This is a genomic window from Streptomyces sp. R28 (assembly GCF_041052385.1).
GTDB lineage: Bacteria > Actinomycetota > Actinomycetes > Streptomycetales > Streptomycetaceae > Streptomyces.
Map to the genome: position 1 here is coordinate 5568917 of NZ_CP163439.1, position 18979 is coordinate 5587895.

Genomic DNA, 18979 nt, shown 5'->3' on the forward strand with positions numbered 1-18979 from the left:
GCGAACGTGTCGTTGAAGAACAGCCGCCCCAGGGTCGCCGCCCTGGCCCTCATGGTGGCGCTCGCCGGCCTGGCCGCGGCAGGACCAGCCGCTGCAGCCACACCCCAGACGCAGACCACCACCGCGACGTCGGCCCCGACCAGCCGGACGCCCGCCATACCCACCGAGTTCGTCGACCTGCCCACGAGCACCCTCGTCGCCGACAACGCCGGTCACGAGGTCACGCTCACCTACCGCAACGCATCGTCGGCGGACCGCACCGTCGCCCCGCAGCTCCTGGTGGAGTCGCCGGACGCCGGGCCGTTCCTGAACCCGACGGACATCCGGGTCGAGCGGCGCACCGCCACCGGCTGCTGGGAGGCCGTGAACCTCGGCAGCCAGACCGGCACCCTGTTCACCGACCTCACCACCGCACAGCGCACGCTGCACGCGGGGGACACCCTCACCGAGGTCTACCGGGTCACCACCCTCGACCCGGCGGCCGAGGGCACGGTCCACCCGAGGTTGGCACTCTTCGGCTGAGCCATGAGCCATGAGCCATGAGCCATGAGCCATGGGCCATGGGCCATGAGCCATGAGCCAGTGGCCATCGGCCATCAGGCATCAGCCAACACCTGCACCACGTCGTGACACCGCCGGCCCCGAGGTCCTCGCCTCGGGGCCGGCGGTGTCATACGCGGGTCCCTGGCGCACCGCGCGCCCTGGTCCCCGCGGTGGACCTGACGCCCGGTCCGTACTGCGTTCTCAGTAGCCGGGAATGTCGGCAGCCGCACGACGACACGGCGCCCCTGCACCGGACAGCCTGGGCAGACGTTCGAGTCCCAGATGTGGAGACCCCCTGCCGTGGCTACTTTCCTGTATCGAGTGGGCCGTCTGGCCTTCCGGCGGCGCTGGTACGTCGCCCTGGTCTGGGCGGCCGTCCTGGCCGTCGTGGGCCTGGGTGCCCTGAAGGCCCCGGGAGCCTCCGACGAGGAGTTCTCCATGCCGGGCATCGAGTCCCAGAAGGCGTTCGACCTGATGGAGGAGCGCTTCCCGGGCGCGACGGCCGACGGCGCGACCGCGCGGGTCGTCTTCGTCGCGCCGGGCGGTGAGAAGGTGACCGCCACCGAGAACAAGAAGGCCGTCGAAAAGGCCGTGGCCGAGCTGGGCGACGGCTCGCAGGTCGCGGGCGTCGCCGACCCGTTCCAGGCGAAGGCGGTCAGCAAGGACGGTACGACGGCGTACGCGACCGTCAGCTACAAGGTCGCGGCCAACGACCTCACCGACGCCGGCAAGACCCACCTGGAGCGGGTGATCGACGAGGCCCGGGACGCGGGGCTGACCGTCGAGGCAGGCGGCAGCGCGATGGACGACGGAGGCGGCGCGGGCGGGATGGCCGAGGTCATCGGCATCGCGATCGCCGCGGTCGTCCTGCTCGTCACCTTCGGTTCGCTGGCCGCCGCCGGGCTGCCCCTGCTGACCGCCGTCATCGGTGTCGGCGTCAGCATGGCCACGATCCTCGCCCTGTCCGACGCCCTCGGCCTGTCCACCACGACCGGCACCCTCGCCATGATGCTGGGCCTCGCGGTCGGCATCGACTACGCCCTGTTCGTGGTCTCGCGGTACCGGGAGGAGCGCGCCAAGGGCCGTACGCCGCAGGAGGCGACCGGGCTCGCGGTCGGTACGGCCGGGTCCGCGGTCGTCTTCGCCGGGCTCACCGTCGTGATCGCACTCGCCGGGCTCTCGGTCGTCGGCATCCCGATGCTCACCAAGATGGGGCTGGCCGCTGCGGGCGCGGTCGTCGTCGCCGTACTGATCGCGTTGACGCTGGTCCCGGCGTTCCTCGGCTTCTGGCCGAACGCCGTGCTCTCGCGGCGGTCCCGCAAGAGCGGCCGTATGGAGGAGGGCGGCGAGGACAACGGCGGTACGCGCTGGGCGCGGTTCGTGCTGCGCCGTCCGCTGCCGGTCCTGCTCCTCGGCGTCGTGGGTCTCGGCGCGCTCGCGGTGCCGATGACCCAGCTTCAGCTGGGCATGCCCGGCGACGAGGCCAAGTCGACCTCCACCACCGAACGCCGGGCCTACGACGCGCTCGCCGACGCCTTCGGGCCGGGCTTCAACGGGCCGTTGACCGTCGTCGTGGACGCCAAGGGCGACGCGGATCCGAAGGGCGCGGTGACGACGGTCGCCGAGCAGATCGGCGCCACGAAGGGGATCGTGTCCGTCTCCCCGGCCCGTTTCAACGAAGCCGGTGACACCGCCGTCTTCTCGGTCGTGCCCTCGACCGCGCCGACCGACGAGAAGACCAAGGACCTGGTGACGGTCATCCGGGACGAGCGTCCCGGGGTCGAGGCCGAGACCGGGGCGACCTTCGAGGTCACCGGCAGCACCGCGCTGAACATCGACATCTCGGACAAGGTGCAGGCCGCGCTGGTGCCGTATCTGATCGTCGTGGTCGGGCTGGCGATCGTCCTGCTGCTGGTGGTCTTCCGGTCCCTGCTCGTCCCGCTGAAGGCGGCCCTCGGCTTCCTGCTGTCGGTGCTGGCCTCCCTCGGCGCGGTCGTCGTGGTCTTCCAGCAGGGGCACGGCGCCGAACTGCTGGGTGTGGAGCAGACCGGGCCGATCATGAGCCTGATGCCGATCTTCCTGGTGGGCATCGTCTTCGGGCTCGCCATGGACTACGAGGTCTTCCTGGTCTCGCGGATGCGGGAGGCGTACGTCCACGGTGAGCCGGCCCCGCAGGCGGTCACGTCCGGCTTCCGGCACAGCGCCCGGGTGGTCGTGGCCGCCGCCCTGATCATGATCGCGGTGTTCGCCGGGTTCATCGGGGAGAGCGACTCCATGATCAAGATGATCGGGTTCGGCCTCGCCACCGCCGTGCTCCTCGACGCCTTCGTCGTCCGGATGGCGATCGTGCCGGCCGTCCTCGCCCTGCTCGGGGACAAGGCCTGGTGGCTGCCGAAGTGGCTGGACCGGATCCTGCCCCGCGTCGACGTGGAGGGCGAGGCGCTCAGCCGCCGGTCCGAGGCGGAGCCCGCACCGGACGCACCGGACGCACCGGACGCCCCGGCCGACCTGGAACCGGCGCGCACCTGATCCGACCGCCCCACACCCCACCGGGACCGCCCGTGACGAAGGACACGGGCGGTCCCGTCGGCCGTTCCCACCCGGAGGCGTCCACCATGGACCCAGCCCACCGACCGGAGAGCACCATGAGCAAGCGACCCCGAGGAGGAGCGGGCACGGCGCCGCTCGGCCCGGAGCGGCGCTACACGGACCGCATCGAGGGGTTCGCGGACCGCCACCCCCTCGTCATCGACGTGGTGCTGGTGATGGCGCTGATGGGCTGCGCGAGCCTCGGCACCATGCTCACCCTGCCCGGTGCCGACCCGCCGGACCAGGACAAGACCGCCACCGCACTGCTGGGTGTGTCCTGCCTCGCCCTGCTGAAGCACCGCACCCACCCGCGTGTCGCCGTCGTCGTGTCCGCGGTCGGTGGGGTGACCGTGATCGCGCTCGGGTACCTGCTCACCCCCCTGCTGCTGGCGCCCCTCATGGCGGCGCTCTACTGGCTGGCCACCCTCGCCGACCGCCGGACCATCCGCGTCTACGGCATCACCACCTTGGTGGCGGTGATCGTCGCGGCAGCGATCTCCGACTCCATGGACCACGTCTCGCTGCTGCTCAGGACGATCGGCCCGTTGTTCTGGCTGCTGCTGCCGCTGGCCGCCGGCAACATGACCCGGCTGCGGCGCGCCTACCTGGCGGCCGTGCAGGCCCGCGCCGAGCACGCCGAGCGCACCCGGGAGGAGGAGGCACGCCTGCGCGTCACCGAGGAGCGCATGCGCATCGCCCGTGAGCTGCACGACGTCGTCGCCCACCACCTCGCCCTGGCCAACGCCCAGGCCGGCACGGCCGCGCACCTCGCGCTCGACAACCCGCCGCAGACCAAACAGATCCTCACGGATCTGACCGGCACCACCTCCTCCGCGCTGCGCGAGCTGAAGGCGACGCTGGGTCTGCTGCGGCAGAACGACGACCCGGACTCCGCCCCGATGGAGCCGTCGCCCGGCCTCGCCCGCCTGCCCGAACTGGTCTCGGCGTGCGGGTCCGCCGGGCTCAAGGTCTCGGTCACCACCGAAGGCGAGCCGCAGGCCCTGTCACCGGGAGTCGACCTGACCGCGTTCCGGATCGTGCAGGAGGCCCTCACCAACGTCACCAAGCACGCCGCCGCGGAAGCCGCGCACGTACGGCTCGAGTATTCCGGCTCCCGCCTGATGATCACGGTCAGCAACGACGGCCCCGCGGCCCCCACGGCCCCCGAGGCCTTGCAGAGCCGGGGCTTCGGCGTCATGGGCATGCGCGAACGAGCCCGCTCCATCGGCGGCGAACTGTGCGCCGGTCACCGCCCGGAAGGCGGCTTCGAAGTCTCCACGGCACTCCCGCTGCACCCGCATGCCGCGGAAGAAGGAGGAACCGTTCCCGGAGCCTGAGCGGGAGCGGGAGTGGGAGCGGGTACGGGTCCCGTGGGCGCGTCCGGCGCCCCCAAACAAAAGCAGAAGGACGGTGCCGGGCGTCTCCTCCCGGCACCGTCCTGGGCCGTGCGCCGCTCAAGGCACGGCCCGTCTCGGGGATGGCGGCCGCTCAGGCGACGCCCGTGCGCTCCTCCTGCGGCTGCTCTGTCTCCTGCGCGTCCTCCTGGCGGTGCCGGCCGGCCTTGCGTCGACCGGGCAGGACCGCGAGGACGATGAGCGTTCCGGCGGCCATGATGATCCCGCCGACCAGGCTGGTGTGGGCGATGCTCTGGGCGAACGCCTCGTGGACGGCGTCGACCAGGGCCTGTGCCTGCTGCGGCCCGCCGCCGGGGCTCTTCGCGACCTCCTCGGCGACCGCGAGCCCACTGCCCACCGAGTCCTTGGCCGTCTCCAGCGCCGCGGCCGGGAGGTGGCCGCCGATCAGGTCGGTCAGCTCGTCCCGGTACGTCGTGCCGAGCAGGGAGCCCAGCAGTGCGATGCCGAGGGAGCCGCCCAGCTCCATCGAGGTGTCGTTGGCGCCGCCGCCGACGCCCAGCTCGGACTCGGGGAAGGAGCTCATGACGGTGTCGGTGGCCGGGGACACGCTCAGGCCGATCGCGAAGCCCAGCATCATCATGGGGGCCAGGAAGTCGGTGTACGTCGAGCCCTTGTCGATCTGCGTGAGCAGGAAGACACCGGCGGTTCCGATGACCATGCCGGTCACCACCATCGCCTTCACCCCGAGCTTCGGGGTCAGCCTCCCGGTGACCGCGGCACCGAGGAAGACCGCTCCGGCCAGCGGAAGCAGCCGTATGCCGGTCTCCAGGGCGTCGTAGCCGAGGACGAACTGCAGGAACTGGGTGGAGTAGTAGATCGCGCCGAAGGTGCCGAAGAAGAAGAACAGCACCGCGATCATCGAGCCCGTGAAGGGGCGCAGCCTGAACTTGCGCACGTCCAGCATCGGGTGCGGGTGGCGCAGTTCCCAGGCCACGAAGGCCACGAGACCGACACCCGCGACGACGGCCGCGGTGATCGGGCCGGTGCCCCAGCCGAAGTGCGGGCCCTCGATGGTCGCGTAGACCAGGGAGCCGACGGAGGCGATCGACAGCAGTCCGCCGACGTGGTCGATCCGGCCCATGCCCTCCGCCTTGGACGGCGGTACGAGGACGAGCGCGCCGACCACGGCGACGGCCGCGATGGGCACGTTGATCAGGAACGTCGAGCCCCAGGCGTGGTCCTCCAGCAGCAAGCCGGCGACCAGCGGGCCGACGGCGATGGCGAGGCCGGAGGTGGCGCTCCAGACGGTGATGGCCTTGCCGCGCTCGCCCTTCGGGAAGGTCGCGACCAGCAGGGACAGGGTGGCCGGCATGACGACGGCGGCACCGACGCCCATGATCGCGCGGGCCGCGATGACGAGCTCGGTCTGGTCGACCAGGCTGCCCATCACCGACCCGCCCGCGAAGATCAGCAGGCCGGTGACGAGGGCGCCGCGGCGGCTGTACTTGTCGCCGATCGCGCCCAGGACGAGCATCAGCGCGGCGTACGGGACGGTGTAACCGTCGATGACCCACTGCAGGTCGCTGCTGCTGAGGTCCAGATCCCGGGACATGTCCGGCGCGGCCACGATCAGCGACGTGTTCGCCATGACGACGATCAGCAGGCTCAGGCAGAGCACGAGCAGCGCCCACCAACGCCGTGCGTACGGCCCGGTCATCTTCTCCACGGGTGTGTTGGCAAGGAAGGGCACGAGGACTCCCAGGGGCAGGGGGCACGAGTTATTTGCACATCGGTGAGCAGACTAGTTTCTTGCCCGTCAATGTGCAAATATCGAAGCGACCCCATCCCCCGCCCCCAGTACCCCAGGCCTCAAATCCCCCGCACCGAGGTGCCGACGTGAGTAGCCAGACAGACCCACCACCCGGACGGCAGCGCCGTGCGACGCGTGCCACCCGCGCCCGCATCCTGCAAGCGGCCCGACAGGAACTGGGCCGCAACCCCGACAGCAGCCTCGGCGACATCGCGGAAGCCGCCGGCGTGGCACGGCGCACCCTCTACACGCACTTCGCCGGTCGCGCGGCGCTGGTGGAGGGGCTCGCCCGGGAGGCCGCGGAGGCAGTGCGCCTCGCCATCGCCGCCACGCGCACGTCGGGCCCCGACCCCACGAGCACCCTCGGAACCGACCTCGGAAGCGAACCCGGAGCCGACCCCACGAGTGCCCTGGCCCGCTTCGTTCTCACCCTCTGGCCGGTCGGCGACTGCTACCGCACCCTGATCGACCTGGCCGGCCGGGATCTCGGCCCCGGCCAGGTGCGCGAAGTCCTCGCCCCGGCCCGCGAAACGGTCGCCGGCATCCTCGCCGAGGGCCGGCGCCAAGGCGTCTTCCACGCCGCCGTCCCGCCCGGCCCCCTCAGCAGCGCCATCGAGGCCCACCTGCTGACCCTCCTCGCCGCCGTCAACTCCGGGCTCTGGGCGGACGACGGCACCGGCGCCGCCACCGCCGCCCTGATCGCCGCCGGAGTCGACGGAGACACCGCCGCCGCCACGGTCCGCCGTCTGCACGGCGCCGAGCGGCTCGACCGGCCCGACCGGCCCGACCGGACCCACCGGAACCACGGACCCACCGGACCCCACTGAAGGAGGGCCCCGCCCCATGTCGCCGTACTACCCCCCTTACGACAGCGACGGCCCCGGCGACCCGTACCAGCCCCGCCGGACCCGGCGTCGACGCACGGCCGTCGCCGCCGCCCTGGTCGCACTGGTCCTCCTGCCCGTCGCGGTCGACCGGGCCGTCGCGGCACGCATCGAGTCCCGCACGGCCAAGGCGTTCCAGGAGGGCATGGGCACACCGCTGCCGCCGGAGGTCCAGGTCCGCGGCTTCCCCGTCGTGACCCAGGCGGCCTCCGGCCCCCTGCGCCAGGTGGACATCACCGCTCACGACATACCGGCCCGCGGCGCCACCCGCCCGCTGCCGGTGAGTGAACTCTCCCTCCGGCTCCACGGGTTGACGAAGTCCGACGACGACAGCGAGGCGCGGGCCCGCAGCGCGGAGGCGACCGCCTTCCTGTCGTACGAGGACGTGTCGAAAGCCCTCGGTCTGGAGATCTCCCAGGGCCATCGCCCGGGTCAGGTGAGCGCGGCCGTCCTGCTGCCCCTCGGGAAGGAGGTCACCGTGACGACGACGGTCTCGGCGGCCTCCGGCAACCGCATCGCGTTCAAGGACTTCCAGGTCGTCGGCGGTGCGCTGCCCGGCGCGGGGGACGCGCTGCTCGACAAGGTCTTCGAGCGGCCGATCCAGTTGCGGAACATCCCCGACGGCCTGCGGCTGCGCTCGGTCACCACCACGGGCGACGGCCTCACCGCACGCTTCTCGGGCCGGTCGGTCACCTTCCGCCCCGACGGTGTGTCCGAGGGGGAATCCGAGGGCGTGTCCGAGGGCGCATGAAACCTGGCGTACTGCTGGTCAGTCCAGGTCGGGCAGCGGCCGCCGGGCCACCTCGTGGGCGTCGTCCGGTGGGACGCCCAGCATGCGCAGGACCATCTCGGCCAGGTTCGTGGCGGCCTCGTCGCCGTCCAGGTCGGGGCGGGCGAACCGCAGCTCCAGCAGGGACAGCAGGGTGCCGCCCAGCGCGGACAGCGCGACGACCGGCTCCAGAGCGGTGAATCGGCCGGAGGCGATGCCGGCCTGGACGTCGCGCAGCGCCCGGACCGCCAGGCCGTTGTCCGAGTGGAGGTGGCCGAGGCCGCGGCGGCGCAGGACCTGCATGAGCTCCGGGTGGGACTCGGCCATCCGGGCGCTGAGCCGGAAGCCCGCCGCGACGAGTTCCGCGGGGTCGTCGATCCCGGTCAGCCGCTCGTCGAAGGTCTGGCCGAACTCCTCCAGCGCGTCCACCACGGCCGCCTCGAACAGCTCGGTCTTCGACTCGAAGTGGTTGTAGAAGGAGCCGAAGCCGACGTCCGCGCGCTCGGCGATCACCTGGATGCTGGCGCTGGTGTCCCCGGTCTCGGCGAGTATCTGCCGGGCCGCGCGGACCAGCGCCCGGCGGGTCTCGGCGCGGCGCCGCTCGAACCGGTTGCTGGGCGGGGCTGACGTAGGCATGGGCCGAGTCTAACCGCGCGGACGAAGTTCATCGCAGTTCTGATGAATTCCTCATTTTAACGTTGGCGACATATTGACGAGACTTCCGTCAAAGCTGATGATTTCCTCAACAAGGCAATGTTGCTCGGAGGACACCATGTCTGGAACACCCGTGGCCCAAGCCGCCGTCGCGACTCCCCACCAGGACCCCCACCAGGACCTCCACAGCGAGCAGGGCGCCCTGCGCGGCGAGCATCCCGGCCGCTCCCGGAACCCCGTGATCAAGGTGGCGGACCTGGCCTGGCTGGAGTTCGAGAAGCCGGATCTGGATCGCGCCGAGGTCTTCGCCCGTGACTTCGGCTTCCAGATCGCCGCGCGCACCGCGGGCGAGCTGTGGCTGCGGGGCACCTTCGCCGGCTCGCCCTGCATGGTGATCCGGCGCGGTCGTACGTCCCGTTTCATCGGCCCGGCGTTCCGCGCCGCCGAGCGGGCCGACCTGGACCGGCTGGCACGGGAGACCGGGGCGGCGGTACGGGACGCGGACGTGCCCGGCGGCGGCAAAGTGGTCGACCTGCTCGACCCGTCCGGCTTCCCGGTCCGGGTCGTGCACGGCGCCGAACAGCTCCCCGAGCTGCCGGGACAGCAGCCGCTGCCGCTCAACTCCGGCACCGAGCACCGCCGTACGAACGCCGCACAGCGCCCGGCCCGCGAGCCGTCCCGCATCCAGCGTCTGGGCCATGTCGTGCTGGAGACACGGGTGTTCGCCCGTGCCCTGGACTGGTACCTGGACACCCTCGGGATGATCGTGTCCGACTTCCTGTTCCTGGACGGGCAGCGCGGCCGTGGTCCGACGATGGCGTTCATCCGCTGCGACCTGGGCAGCGTGCCGGCCGACCATCACACGCTGGCCATGCACCTGGGGCCGGGCACGGGGTACGTCCACTCCGCCTACCAGGTCACCGACCTGGACTCGATCGCCGCCGGTGGCGAGTACCTGAACGAGCGCGGCTACCGCCGCAGTTGGGGCATCGGGCGGCACATCCAGGGCAGCCAGCTCTTCGACTACTGGCGCGACCCCGACCACTTCATGCTGGAGCACTTCGCCGACGGCGACCTGTTCTCCCGCGACGTCGAGCCCGGCTGGGCGCCCATGTCGGCGAGCGGGCTGGCCCAGTGGGGCCCGCCGGTCACCCGCGACTTCCTGGGCGCGAGCCCGTCCCCCGCCAAGGTGCGTGAGGTCCTGACGGCCCTGCGCGGCGACAACGAACTCGATCCCGCACGTCTGCTGGGCCTGATGAAAGCGATGAACTCATGAGCACCAACGTCCTGCGCACCGCCGACGGCTGGTGGGCCGTCCTCGGCGACCGCGCCGTCCGCGTCGACACCAAGGCCGTCACCACCGCCGACCTGCTCGCCGACCGGGCTGCGGTGCGTGAGGCCGCCGCGAGCGGCGAGGCGGGCACACCCGTCGCCGACCTGGTGGTTCTCTCGCCGGTGACCACGCCCTGCCGGGTGGTCGCCCAGATGGTCAACTACCGCAGCCACGCCCGCGATTCGGGCTTCACCGGCGACATCCCGCCCGCCTTCTTCCGCAAGGCGTCCGGCTCGGTCAGCGGCCCCGGCGAGTCCATCGTCCGCCCCTCCCACGTGAAATTCCTCGACTACGAGGTCGAACTCGGCCTCGTCATGGGCGCACCCCTGCCGATCGGCGCCGTCGTCGAGGAGCGCGACCTGCCCTCGTACGTCGCCGGGCTCGTCGTCACCAACGACGTCAGCGCCCGTGACGTACAGCTGACCAAGACGCAGTTCTACGAGAGCAAGTCCTACCCGACCTTCACGCCGACCGGGCCCTACCTGGCGCTGCTGGAGCCCGAGGACTTCGCCCATCTCCTCGACCTGCGGCTGAAGCTGAGCGTCAACGGCGAGCTGCGTCAGGACCGCACCCTCGCCGACATGATCGTCCGCCCGGCGCAGGCGCTGACCCTGCTGGCCCGCTTCCAGACCCTCGACCCCGGCGACCTGCTGCTCACCGGCACCCCCGGCGGCACGGCCCTGAAGGCCCCGCCCAAGCCGGTGGAGAAGATCGGCGCGCTGCTGCCGCCCGCGGTGAAGTGGAAGGCGTTCTTCAAGTCGCAGGCCAAGAACCCCCACTACCTGCACCACGGCGACGTCGTCACCGCCACCATCGCCACCCCGGACGGCCGGATCGATCTGGGCGAGCAGCGCACGCCCGTGACCGACGCGCACTGACGCGACCGACGCGCACGGAGACCCGAATCCCCGAAGTGAGCCGCACATGACCGCCGACCAGCCCGCATTTGAGGACATCGCCCAGCCCGCACCCGAGGACTCCGCACAGCATGTACCGGTCGTGATCGTCGGAGCCGGGCCCGTGGGCGTGACCGCCGCCCTCCTGCTCGCCCGGCGCGGGGTGCGCAGCGTCGTCCTCGAACGTCACCGGGACGTCTACCCCCTGCCGCGGGCCGTCGCCACCGACGACGAGGTCCGCCGCATCCTCCAGGCCGCCGGGATCCACGAGGAGTTCGCCGCCGTCGCCCGTCCCGCGCGCGGACTGCGGCTGCTGGACGCCCGGCACCGCGTGATCGCCGAGTTCCCGCGCTCGCCGCACGGCCACCACGGCTTCCCGCAGACCAGCATGTTCGACCAGCCCGAGCTGGAGCGCCTGCTGCGCGCCGCGCTGGCCCGCCGCCCGGAGTGCGAGCTGCGGGGTGGGGCAGAGGTGACGGCGGTCGAGCAGGACGTGGCCGGCCCGGCCCGCGTGACCTACCGCGACGACGAGGGCGAACACGTGCTGCTCGCCGAGGCCGTGCTCGGCTGCGACGGCGCGGGCAGCCTCACCCGCGCCGCCGTCGGCGCCCAGTGGGAGGACCTGCGCTTCGAGGAGCGCTGGACCGTCATCGACGTCACGACGAAGGCCGCCGTCCGCTGCTGGGAAGGCGTCGACCAGGTCTGCGACCCGAACCGTCCGGCGACCTTCATGCGGATCGGCGAGGACCGCTACCGCTGGGAGTTCCGGCTGCGTGAGACGGAGGAACTCGACGACGAACTGCTGCGCGACCTGGTCGCCCCCTGGGTGGACCTGTCCCGCCTCGACTCCGGCGACGGCTTCCACGTCGTCCGGCAGGCCCAGTACACCTTCCGGGCCCGCATCGCCGACCGCTGGCGGCGGGGCCGGGTCTTCCTGCTCGGGGACGCCGCCCACCTCACCCCGCCGTTCGTCGGACAGGGCCTGTGCTCGGGCCTGAGGGACGCCTACAACCTGACCTGGAAGCTCGCCCTCGTTCTTCAACAGGGCGGTGAAGAACGGCTGTTGGACACCTACGAGCGGGAGCGCAAGCCGCACGCCCGCCATGTCATCCGCCTGGCGGTGGCCACCGGCTGGGCCATGACCGGCGGCCAGGACCGCGCGGCCGCACTGCGCCGCACCGCCGTCGCCATGGCCTGCCGTATCCCCGGGGCGACCAGCCGGGCCGGCCGGGATCTCAGCCGCCCGCTGCCCGTGGGGCCGCTGACCCGCCGCAGCCGGCTCGGCGGCACCTTCTGCCCGCAGCCCCGGGTGACGGGCGAGGACGGGCAGGCCGTCCGCCTCGACGACCTCCTCGGGGACTCCTTCGCCGTGCTGACCGCGGTGCCCCTGCCGCCCTCGCTGCGCGCGCTCACCGAGGGGCTCGGCGCCCGGGTCGTCGACGTCCGTGACACCGGCGGCGACGGCACCCTCGCCGCCTGGCTGCGCTCCGGCCGCGCGGACGCCGTCCTGCTGCGCCCCGACCGTGTCGTCGCGGACGTCGTCCCGGCGGGCGGCGGCGACTTCACGGGCACCGCCGCCTGGGCGCCCCTGTTGTGCACCACCCGCCGACCCGCCGAACAGCCCGTATCCGCACCGCCCCTGTCGAGGAGTTCCGCGCGATGACCACGCCGACCACGCCGTACGCAGCACCCTTCTGGACCCCGGACCCGGAGGCCGCCGCGCGCAGCCGGATCGCGGACTTCGCCCGCTGGGTCGCACAACACCGGGGAGTGGCGGCGGACGCCGGCTACGCCGCCCTGCACCGCTGGTCGGTCACCGACCTGGCGGGCTTCTGGAGCGCGGTGTGGGAGTACTTCGACGTCGACGCGCAGACCCCGTACGAGAAGGTGCTGGCCGAGGAGACCATGCCGGGGGCCCGCTGGTTCACCGGGGCCACCCTCAACTACGCCCACCACGCGCTGCGCGACCTCGCCTCCGACCAGCCCGCGATCATCGCCCTGGACGAGACCGGATCCGGGTACGAGGTGACCGGCGGCCGGCTGCGCGCCCAGGTCGCCTCCGTCGCCGCGACCCTGCGCGACCTGGGCGTCGGGGCGGGTGATCGGGTCGTCGGCTATCTGCCCAACACGCCGCACGCGATCGTCGCGTTCCTCGCCGCGGCGAGCCTGGGGGCCGTGTGGTCGGTGTGCGGACAGGACTACGCCCCGAAGGCCGCCGCCGACCGGTTCGCCCAGCTCGAACCCACCGTGCTGATCGCCGCCGACGGCTACCTCTTCCACGGCACCACCCACGACCGCCGCGAGGCCGCCCTCGAACTGGCCCGTGCGCTGCCGACGTTGAAGGCCACCGTGCTGGTGGGGCATGTGGGCCTGCCCGGGCTCGCGTCGAACTACCCGTCGCTGGTCCTCACCTGGGAGGACGCGGCGACCCGCGCCGAAGAACTCACCTGCACGCCGGTGCCGTTCGACCACCCCCTGTGGGTCGTCTTCTCCTCCGGCACCACCGGCCTGCCCAAGGGCATCGTCCACGGCCACGGCGGCGTCCTGCTGGAGCACCTCAAGACCCTCGGTCTCCAGTCCGACCTGGGACCCGGCGACCGCCTCCTGTGGTACACCACCACCCACTGGATGATGTGGAACCTGGTCGTCTCCACCCTCCTGACCGGCGCCACCACCTGCACGTACGACGGCAGCCCGGCCCTGCTCACCCAGCCCGACATCCTCTGGCAGCTGGCGGCCCGGCACCGCGTCACCCTGTTCGGCACCAGCCCCCAGTACCTGCTGGGCATGGCCAAGTTCGGCATCGACCCGTCGGTGCACGACCTGTCCTCGATCCGCGCGGTCGGCTGCACCGGCTCCGCCCTGCCCGCCTCCGCCTACCCCTGGGTCGGCGAGCACCTCGGCGCACACGTCCAGCTCGCCTCCATCAGCGGCGGCACCGACGTCGTCTCCGGCTTCGCCGGCGGCGCACCCACCGTGCCCGTGCGGGCCGGTGAGCTGTCCGCCCCCTACCTGGGCGTGGCGCTGGCCGCGTACGACGAGGAGGGCTCCCCGGTCACCGACCAGGTGGGCGAGCTGGTCGTCACCCGGCCCATGCCGTCCATGCCGCTGTACTTCTGGAACGACCCCGACGGCAGCCGCTACCGCGCCGCCTACTTCTCGACGTACCCCGGTGTGTGGCGGCACGGCGACTGGATCACGCTCACGGGGCACGGCTCGGTGATCGTGCACGGCCGCTCCGACAGCACGCTGAACCGCAACGGCGTACGGCTGGGCAGCGCCGACATCCACGACGTCGTCGAACGCCTCCCGGAGATCACGGAGGCCCTGGTCATCGGCGCGGAGGAGCCGGACGGCGGCTACTGGATGCCGCTGTTCGTGGTCCTCGCGGCCGGCGTCGAGCTGGACGACGCCCTGCGCGACCGCATCCGCGAGGCCATCCGCACCGGCGCCTCACCCCGCCACGTCCCCGACGAGATCATCGCGGTGCCCGCCATCCCGCACACCCGCACCGGCAAGAAGCTCGAGGTCCCGGTCAAACGCCTGCTCCAGGGCGCCCCGGTCGAGCAGGTCGTGAACCCCGCCGCCGTGGACAACCCCGACCTGATCGACCACTACGCCCGCCTCGGCGAGGCGCGCCGCGCGCAGCGCCGCTGACCGGACCGCCGCGGGCGCGAACCGGACTTCCAGGGGCGTACCGTCGGTGGTGTGGAGTTCACCGCGGACACCCTGGTGTCCCGTGCCGCACATGAGCTCGGCCCGAGAGCGGACCAGCTGATCCACGACGTGGAGCGGTGCCTGCGGCGTGAGGTTCCCGAACTGTGGGACGACCCGGACCTCGCGCAGATGGCGTTGGACAACATCACCGAGCACGTCGTGGCCGGGTTGTTCGCCCTCGAGCAGGGAGTCGAGCCGAGCCTGATCGAACCGCCGCCCGCCGACGTGGAGCGCGCCCGTCGGCTCGCCCGGCGCGGGAAGCCGGTCAGCGATCTGCTGCGGGCCTTTCGCCTCGGGCAAGGGGTGATCCTCGACCGGATGTTCGAGGAGATGTCCCGGCTCACGAGCGACGCAGCACTGGTCGGCGCGTCGGCCCGCAAGCTGATCGCGACGGTGACCGAGTACGTGGACCGCACCTCGGAGCAGGCCGTCCTGGCGTTCCAGGAGGAACGGGACCGCAGGCTGCGGTGGCGGCAGGCCGTGGTGAACGAGGCGGGCACGCGCATCGGGACCACCCTGGACATCGCCCGCACCACCCAGGAGCTGGCGGACCTGGCCACCGAGCACTTCGCCGACCGGGTCACCGTCGACCTGCTCGACTCCGCGTTCGACGAACCCGACGCCGCGCCCGAGGGCCCGCTCATGCTGCGCCGGATCGCCCAGCGCTCAGTGGGCGAGCGGGCCCCGGAACCGTCGATCGAGACGCAGCAGCTCCACACCTACCCGGCCGGCTCCCCACCGGAGCGCGCCCTGACCCTCGGGCAGGCTTCCCGGCACCGGACCGACGCCGCCCGCTCCCCGGAACACTCGCTGGTCGTGCCGCTGCGCGCCCGTGGCGCCACCCTGGGCGTCGCGCAGTTCTTCCGGTACCGCAACCCCGATCCCTTCGTCGACGACGATCTGCTCCTCGCCCAGGAGGTCGCCACCCGGGCGGCCCTGGCCGTGGACAACGCCCGCCGCTACACGCACGCCCGCGCCACCGCCCTGGCCCTGCAGCGCAGCCTGCTCCCGCAGAACACGCCGGAGCAGTCGGCCGTCGAGGTCGCCTGCCGCTACCTGCCCGCCGGCGCCGGGGCCGGTGTGGGCGGTGACTGGTACGACGTCATCCCGCTGTCCGGGGCCCGGGTCGCGCTGGTGGTGGGCGACGTGGTCGGGCACGGCATCCAGGCGGCCGCCACCATGGGCCGGCTGCGGACCGCCGTACGCACGCTGGCCGACATCGATCTGCCGCCCGACGAACTCCTCACCCACCTGGACGACGTCGTGCTGCGCCTGTCCACCGCCCCGGACAGCGACGCCGGCGGGGACACCGGCGCCACCTGCCTGTACGCCGTCTACGACCCCGTCGCCGGCCGCTGCTGCCTGGCCCGCGCCGGGCACGTACTGCCCACCGTGGTCTCCCCGGACGGCTCCGTCGACGTCCTCGACCTGCCCCCCGGCCCGCCGCTCGGGCTGGGCGGCCTGCCCTTCGAGGCGGCGGAGGTCGGCCTGCCCGGAGGCAGCCTGCTCGCCCTCTACACCGACGGCCTCCTGGAGTCCCGCGACCACGACATCGACACGGGCCTGGTCCGACTGCACGAGGCCCTGGCCCGGCCCGCGGCCTCCCTGGAGGCCACCTGCGACTCGGTGCTCCAGGCCCTGCTGCCGACCCGTCCGGACGACGACGTCGCCCTGCTCCTGGCCCGCCCCCAGGCTCTGGGCGCTCAACAGGTCGCCGCCTGGGAGCTGGAGGCCGAGCCCGCCGCCGTCTCCCGGGCCCGGGGACACGTCTCCGAGCAGCTCGGCACCTGGGGCCTTCAGGACCTCGACTTCACCGCGGAGCTGGTGGTCAGCGAACTGGTCACCAATGCCATCCGCTACGGCCGACCGCCCATCCGGCTGCGCCTCATCCTCCCGCAGCCCCCTGCGGGGTTGGGAGATGCCCCCGTCGCCACCCTGCTGTGCGAGGTCTCCGACGACAGCAACACCACCCCGCACCTGCGTCGCGCCCGCGTCTTCGACGAGGGCGGGCGCGGCCTGCTGCTGGTCGCGCAGCTCGCCGAACACTGGGGCACACGCCACGCCCGGCACGGCAAGACGGTCTGGGCCGAGCTGAGCGACGCCACGGGATTTCCGTCGTGGGATGCGATCGCTTGACGTCCGCGGGTCGCGCTGACGTCAGAGGCCGAACTCCTGCGGGGACAGGTTGAGCACCGAGCACGCCTCGCGCAGGACCTGCTCCTCCGCCGGCTCGACATACCCGTCCGCACCCGCGACCACGAACCCGGTCTGTACGACCGCCCTGGCCTCCGTCGGCTTCTTCGCGGCCTTGGCGATCTCCTGCAGCGCCTCGGCCTTGCCCTGCTGGAAGTTGAACGCCAGCTGGTCGACGTGCTTGTTGAAGCGCTGCCGCAGCTGTTCGGACGGGAAGTTCTGCAGGACGTCGTTGTTCAGGATCAGCGACTCCACATGCTGCCGCTCGGCCGGGTCGACATGCCCGTCGGCCGCGGCGACCAGGGCGCACATGGCCATGCTGGCGTCCCGGTAGGCACCGCTCTTCAGCTCCGTCTTCAGCGAGGTGAGCTGGGACTTGAGCGTGTTCACCAGCTGCGCCTTCGATCCCCCGGAGGACCCCGACCGCGGCCGGCCCTGTCCGCCGGCGGATGCGCCCCGCGCCCCCTGCGCCTGCTGCTGCAGACCCTTGGCCTGGTCCTTGATCCGATCCCACATCGCCATCCGTGCCACCTCGGCTTCAGCCGTGTCGTTCCGGTCGTCCGCGTGAGTTCCGCGCGTCCTCCTGCCAACTCCCGCGAGCCCGCCGAAGTTCCAGCGCGGTTGCGGTGCTCGTCCCCCGAGCCAAGCATGGGGGCAGGTGAACGCGACAGAGCCTTCGGGCGGGGCACGTCCCGGGGAGAACGACGCATGACCGACGACGACCGGCCGCTGCGCTGCCTGGTCACCGGTGCCACCGGTTACCTGGGCGGCAGGCTGGTGCCGGAGTTGCTGGCCGCCGGGCATGCCGTGCGCTGTCTGGCCCGCTCGCCCGGCAAGCTGCGCGACCATCCGTGGGCCGGGCAGGCTCAGGCCGTGCGCGGGGACGTCACGGACGAGGGGTCCGTGCGCGCGGCGATGGAGGGCATGGACGTCGCGTACTACCTGGTGCACGCGCTGGGCACGGGGCGGGGTTTCGAGGAGACCGACCGGCGCGCGGCCAGGATCTTCGGTGAGCAGGCGCGCGCCGCCGGAGTCCGGCGGATCGTCTACCTCGGCGGACTGACCCCTTCCGGAGTACCCGAGCACGCGCTCTCACCCCACCTGCGCTCCCGCACCGAAGTGGGCCGCATCCTCCTGGCCTCGGGCGTACCGACCGCCGTACTGCGAGCAGCGGTGATCATCGGTTCGGGCTCGGCCTCCTTCGAGATGCTGCGGTACCTGACCGAGCGGCTCCCCGCGATGGTGACCCCCAGCTGGGTACGCACCCGCATCCAGCCGATCGCCGTCCGCGACGTGCTCCGCCTGCTCGTGGGATGCGCGCGGCTGCCATACGACGTGAACCGCGCCTTCGACATCGGCGGGCCGGACATCCTCACGTACGAGGACATGATGCGGCGGTACGCCGTCGTCGCCGGTCTGCCCAGGCGCGTCATCCTCCCCGTGCCGCTGCTCACCCCCCGGCTGTCCAGCCTCTGGGTCGGCCTGATCACCCCGGTGCCGGGCGCCCTGGCCCGCCCGCTGGTCGAGTCGCTGAAGCACGAGGTGGTCTGCGCCGAACGGGACATCGTCCATTACGTGCCGGACCCGCCGGAGGGACCGGTCGGCCTCGACCGGGCGATCCGGCTGGCCCTGCGGCGCGTGCAGGACACGGACGTCGCCACCAGGTGGTCCTCTGCCTCGACGCCCCGCGCCCCCAGTGACCCGCTGCCGACCGACCCCGACTGGGCCGGCGGGAGCCTCTACACCGATCACCGCGAGCGCACGGTCGCCGCGTCGCCGCAGGCGCTGTGGCGGGTGGTCGAGGCGATCGGCGGCGAGAACGGCTGGTACTCCTCGCCGCTGGCCTGGTCCCTGCGGGGGTGGCTGGACACACTGGTGGGCGGAGTGGGCCTGCGCAGGGGCCGCCGGGACGCGACCCGGCTCAGGGTCGGCGACAGCCTGGACTTCTGGCGGGTGGAGGAGATCGAGCCGGGCCGGCTGCTCCGGCTGCGCGCGGAGATGCGGCTGCCGGGCCTGGCCTGGCTGGAGATGACCGTCGACCGGGATCAGCAGGGGAACACGGTGTACCGGCAGCGGGCACTGTTCCATCCGCACGGACTGGCCGGCCACGCCTACTGGTGGGGTGTCTCCCCCTTCCACGCCGCGGTCTTCGGCGGCATGACCCGCAACATCGCCGCCGCGGCCGAGTCGGCCGCCGGGGAACCCGCCCGTACACACTGAGGGAGCTCCAGGAACC

Annotated in this window: 14 protein-coding genes; 11 read left to right on the plus strand and 3 right to left on the minus strand. The window is 72.5% G+C overall.

The window, feature by feature from the left end; genetic code table 11:
• Window positions 1–6: 6 nt before the first annotated feature.
• From AB5J49_RS24785 to AB5J49_RS24795, 3 genes are all read left to right on the plus strand, one after another.
• On the plus strand, window positions 7–522 hold the full coding sequence (locus tag AB5J49_RS24785) for a signal peptide protein (RefSeq protein WP_369170834.1): 516 nt from the start codon (window positions 7–9) through the stop codon (window positions 520–522).
• Window positions 523–843: 321 nt separating this feature from the next.
• Window positions 844–3072: an MMPL family transporter gene (locus AB5J49_RS24790; protein WP_369170835.1), complete on the plus strand. Its 2229-nt coding sequence runs from the start codon at window positions 844–846 to the stop codon at window positions 3070–3072.
• Window positions 3073–3188: 116 nt separating this feature from the next.
• A complete protein-coding gene (locus AB5J49_RS24795; RefSeq protein WP_369170836.1) occupies window positions 3189–4469 on the plus strand; it encodes a sensor histidine kinase in 1281 nt (426 codons plus the stop codon).
• A gap of 151 nt (window positions 4470–4620) precedes the next feature.
• Here AB5J49_RS24795 and AB5J49_RS24800 read toward each other — a convergent pair whose 3' ends face one another.
• Window positions 4621–6237: an MFS transporter gene (locus tag AB5J49_RS24800; protein WP_369170837.1), complete on the minus strand. Its 1617-nt coding sequence runs from the start codon at window positions 6235–6237 to the stop codon at window positions 4621–4623.
• A gap of 146 nt (window positions 6238–6383) precedes the next feature.
• On the opposite strand from AB5J49_RS24800, the gene AB5J49_RS24805 reads away from it, so the two are divergent.
• A complete protein-coding gene (locus tag AB5J49_RS24805) occupies window positions 6384–7124 on the plus strand; it encodes a TetR/AcrR family transcriptional regulator (protein ID WP_369170838.1) in 741 nt (246 codons plus the stop codon).
• Between the two features lie 16 nt (window positions 7125–7140).
• Window positions 7141–7932 carry a DUF2993 domain-containing protein gene (locus AB5J49_RS24810; RefSeq protein WP_369170840.1) on the plus strand — a complete coding sequence of 264 codons (792 nt, stop codon included), beginning with the start codon at window positions 7141–7143 and terminating at the stop codon, window positions 7930–7932.
• An 18-nt stretch (window positions 7933–7950) separates the two neighbouring features.
• Here the strand turns inward: AB5J49_RS24810 and AB5J49_RS24815 are convergent, their stop codons facing one another.
• The gene (locus AB5J49_RS24815; RefSeq protein ID WP_369170841.1) at window positions 7951–8586 is read right to left on the minus strand and encodes a TetR family transcriptional regulator; all 636 of its coding nucleotides are present in this window, start codon (window positions 8584–8586) and stop codon (window positions 7951–7953) included.
• Window positions 8587–8722: 136 nt separating this feature from the next.
• Between AB5J49_RS24815 and AB5J49_RS24820 the strand changes: the two genes are divergently transcribed.
• From AB5J49_RS24820 to AB5J49_RS24840, 5 genes are read left to right on the plus strand one after another with little or no spacing between them, the layout of a single operon-like run.
• The gene (locus AB5J49_RS24820; protein ID WP_369170843.1) at window positions 8723–9880 is read left to right on the plus strand and encodes a VOC family protein; all 1158 of its coding nucleotides are present in this window, start codon (window positions 8723–8725) and stop codon (window positions 9878–9880) included.
• The gene (locus tag AB5J49_RS24825; protein WP_369170844.1) at window positions 9877–10815 is read left to right on the plus strand and encodes a fumarylacetoacetate hydrolase family protein; all 939 of its coding nucleotides are present in this window, start codon (window positions 9877–9879) and stop codon (window positions 10813–10815) included. The genes AB5J49_RS24820 and AB5J49_RS24825 overlap by 4 nt, the downstream gene beginning before the upstream one ends.
• A gap of 46 nt (window positions 10816–10861) precedes the next feature.
• Complete coding sequence (locus AB5J49_RS24830; protein WP_369170845.1) at window positions 10862–12496, plus strand: bifunctional 3-(3-hydroxy-phenyl)propionate/3-hydroxycinnamic acid hydroxylase; 1635 nt, start codon at window positions 10862–10864, stop codon at window positions 12494–12496.
• Complete coding sequence (locus tag AB5J49_RS24835) at window positions 12493–14490, plus strand: acetoacetate--CoA ligase (RefSeq protein ID WP_369170846.1); 1998 nt, start codon at window positions 12493–12495, stop codon at window positions 14488–14490. The genes AB5J49_RS24830 and AB5J49_RS24835 overlap by 4 nt, the downstream gene beginning before the upstream one ends.
• A 51-nt stretch (window positions 14491–14541) precedes the next feature.
• Entirely contained in the window at window positions 14542–16686 is a 2145-nt protein-coding gene (locus tag AB5J49_RS24840) for a SpoIIE family protein phosphatase (protein WP_369170847.1), read from the plus strand.
• A 21-nt stretch (window positions 16687–16707) separates the two neighbouring features.
• Here the strand turns inward: AB5J49_RS24840 and AB5J49_RS24845 are convergent, their stop codons facing one another.
• Window positions 16708–17265 carry a tellurite resistance TerB family protein gene (locus AB5J49_RS24845; RefSeq protein ID WP_369170848.1) on the minus strand — a complete coding sequence of 186 codons (558 nt, stop codon included), beginning with the start codon at window positions 17263–17265 and terminating at the stop codon, window positions 16708–16710.
• A gap of 186 nt (window positions 17266–17451) precedes the next feature.
• Between AB5J49_RS24845 and AB5J49_RS24850 the strand changes: the two genes are divergently transcribed.
• The gene (locus AB5J49_RS24850; protein WP_369170850.1) at window positions 17452–18963 is read left to right on the plus strand and encodes an SDR family oxidoreductase; all 1512 of its coding nucleotides are present in this window, start codon (window positions 17452–17454) and stop codon (window positions 18961–18963) included.
• Window positions 18964–18979: the final 16 nt, after the last annotated feature.

Excerpts from the sequence above, each read along its gene's own strand:
- AB5J49_RS24795 (WP_369170836.1), top strand. The coding sequence starts at position 3,189 with ATGAGCAAGCGACCCCGAGGAGGAGCGGGCACGGCGCCGCTCGGCCCG.
- AB5J49_RS24810 (WP_369170840.1), top strand. The coding sequence starts at position 7,141 with ATGTCGCCGTACTACCCCCCTTACGACAGCGACGGCCCCGGCGACCCG.
- AB5J49_RS24815 (WP_369170841.1), bottom strand. The coding sequence starts at position 8,586 with ATGCCTACGTCAGCCCCGCCCAGCAACCGGTTCGAGCGGCGCCGCGCC.
- AB5J49_RS24820 (WP_369170843.1), top strand. The coding sequence starts at position 8,723 with ATGTCTGGAACACCCGTGGCCCAAGCCGCCGTCGCGACTCCCCACCAG.
- AB5J49_RS24825 (WP_369170844.1), top strand. The coding sequence starts at position 9,877 with ATGAGCACCAACGTCCTGCGCACCGCCGACGGCTGGTGGGCCGTCCTC.
- AB5J49_RS24830 (WP_369170845.1), top strand. The coding sequence starts at position 10,862 with ATGACCGCCGACCAGCCCGCATTTGAGGACATCGCCCAGCCCGCACCC.
- AB5J49_RS24835 (WP_369170846.1), top strand. The coding sequence starts at position 12,493 with ATGACCACGCCGACCACGCCGTACGCAGCACCCTTCTGGACCCCGGAC.
- AB5J49_RS24845 (WP_369170848.1), bottom strand. The coding sequence starts at position 17,265 with ATGGCGATGTGGGATCGGATCAAGGACCAGGCCAAGGGTCTGCAGCAG.
- AB5J49_RS24850 (WP_369170850.1), top strand. The coding sequence starts at position 17,452 with ATGACCGACGACGACCGGCCGCTGCGCTGCCTGGTCACCGGTGCCACC.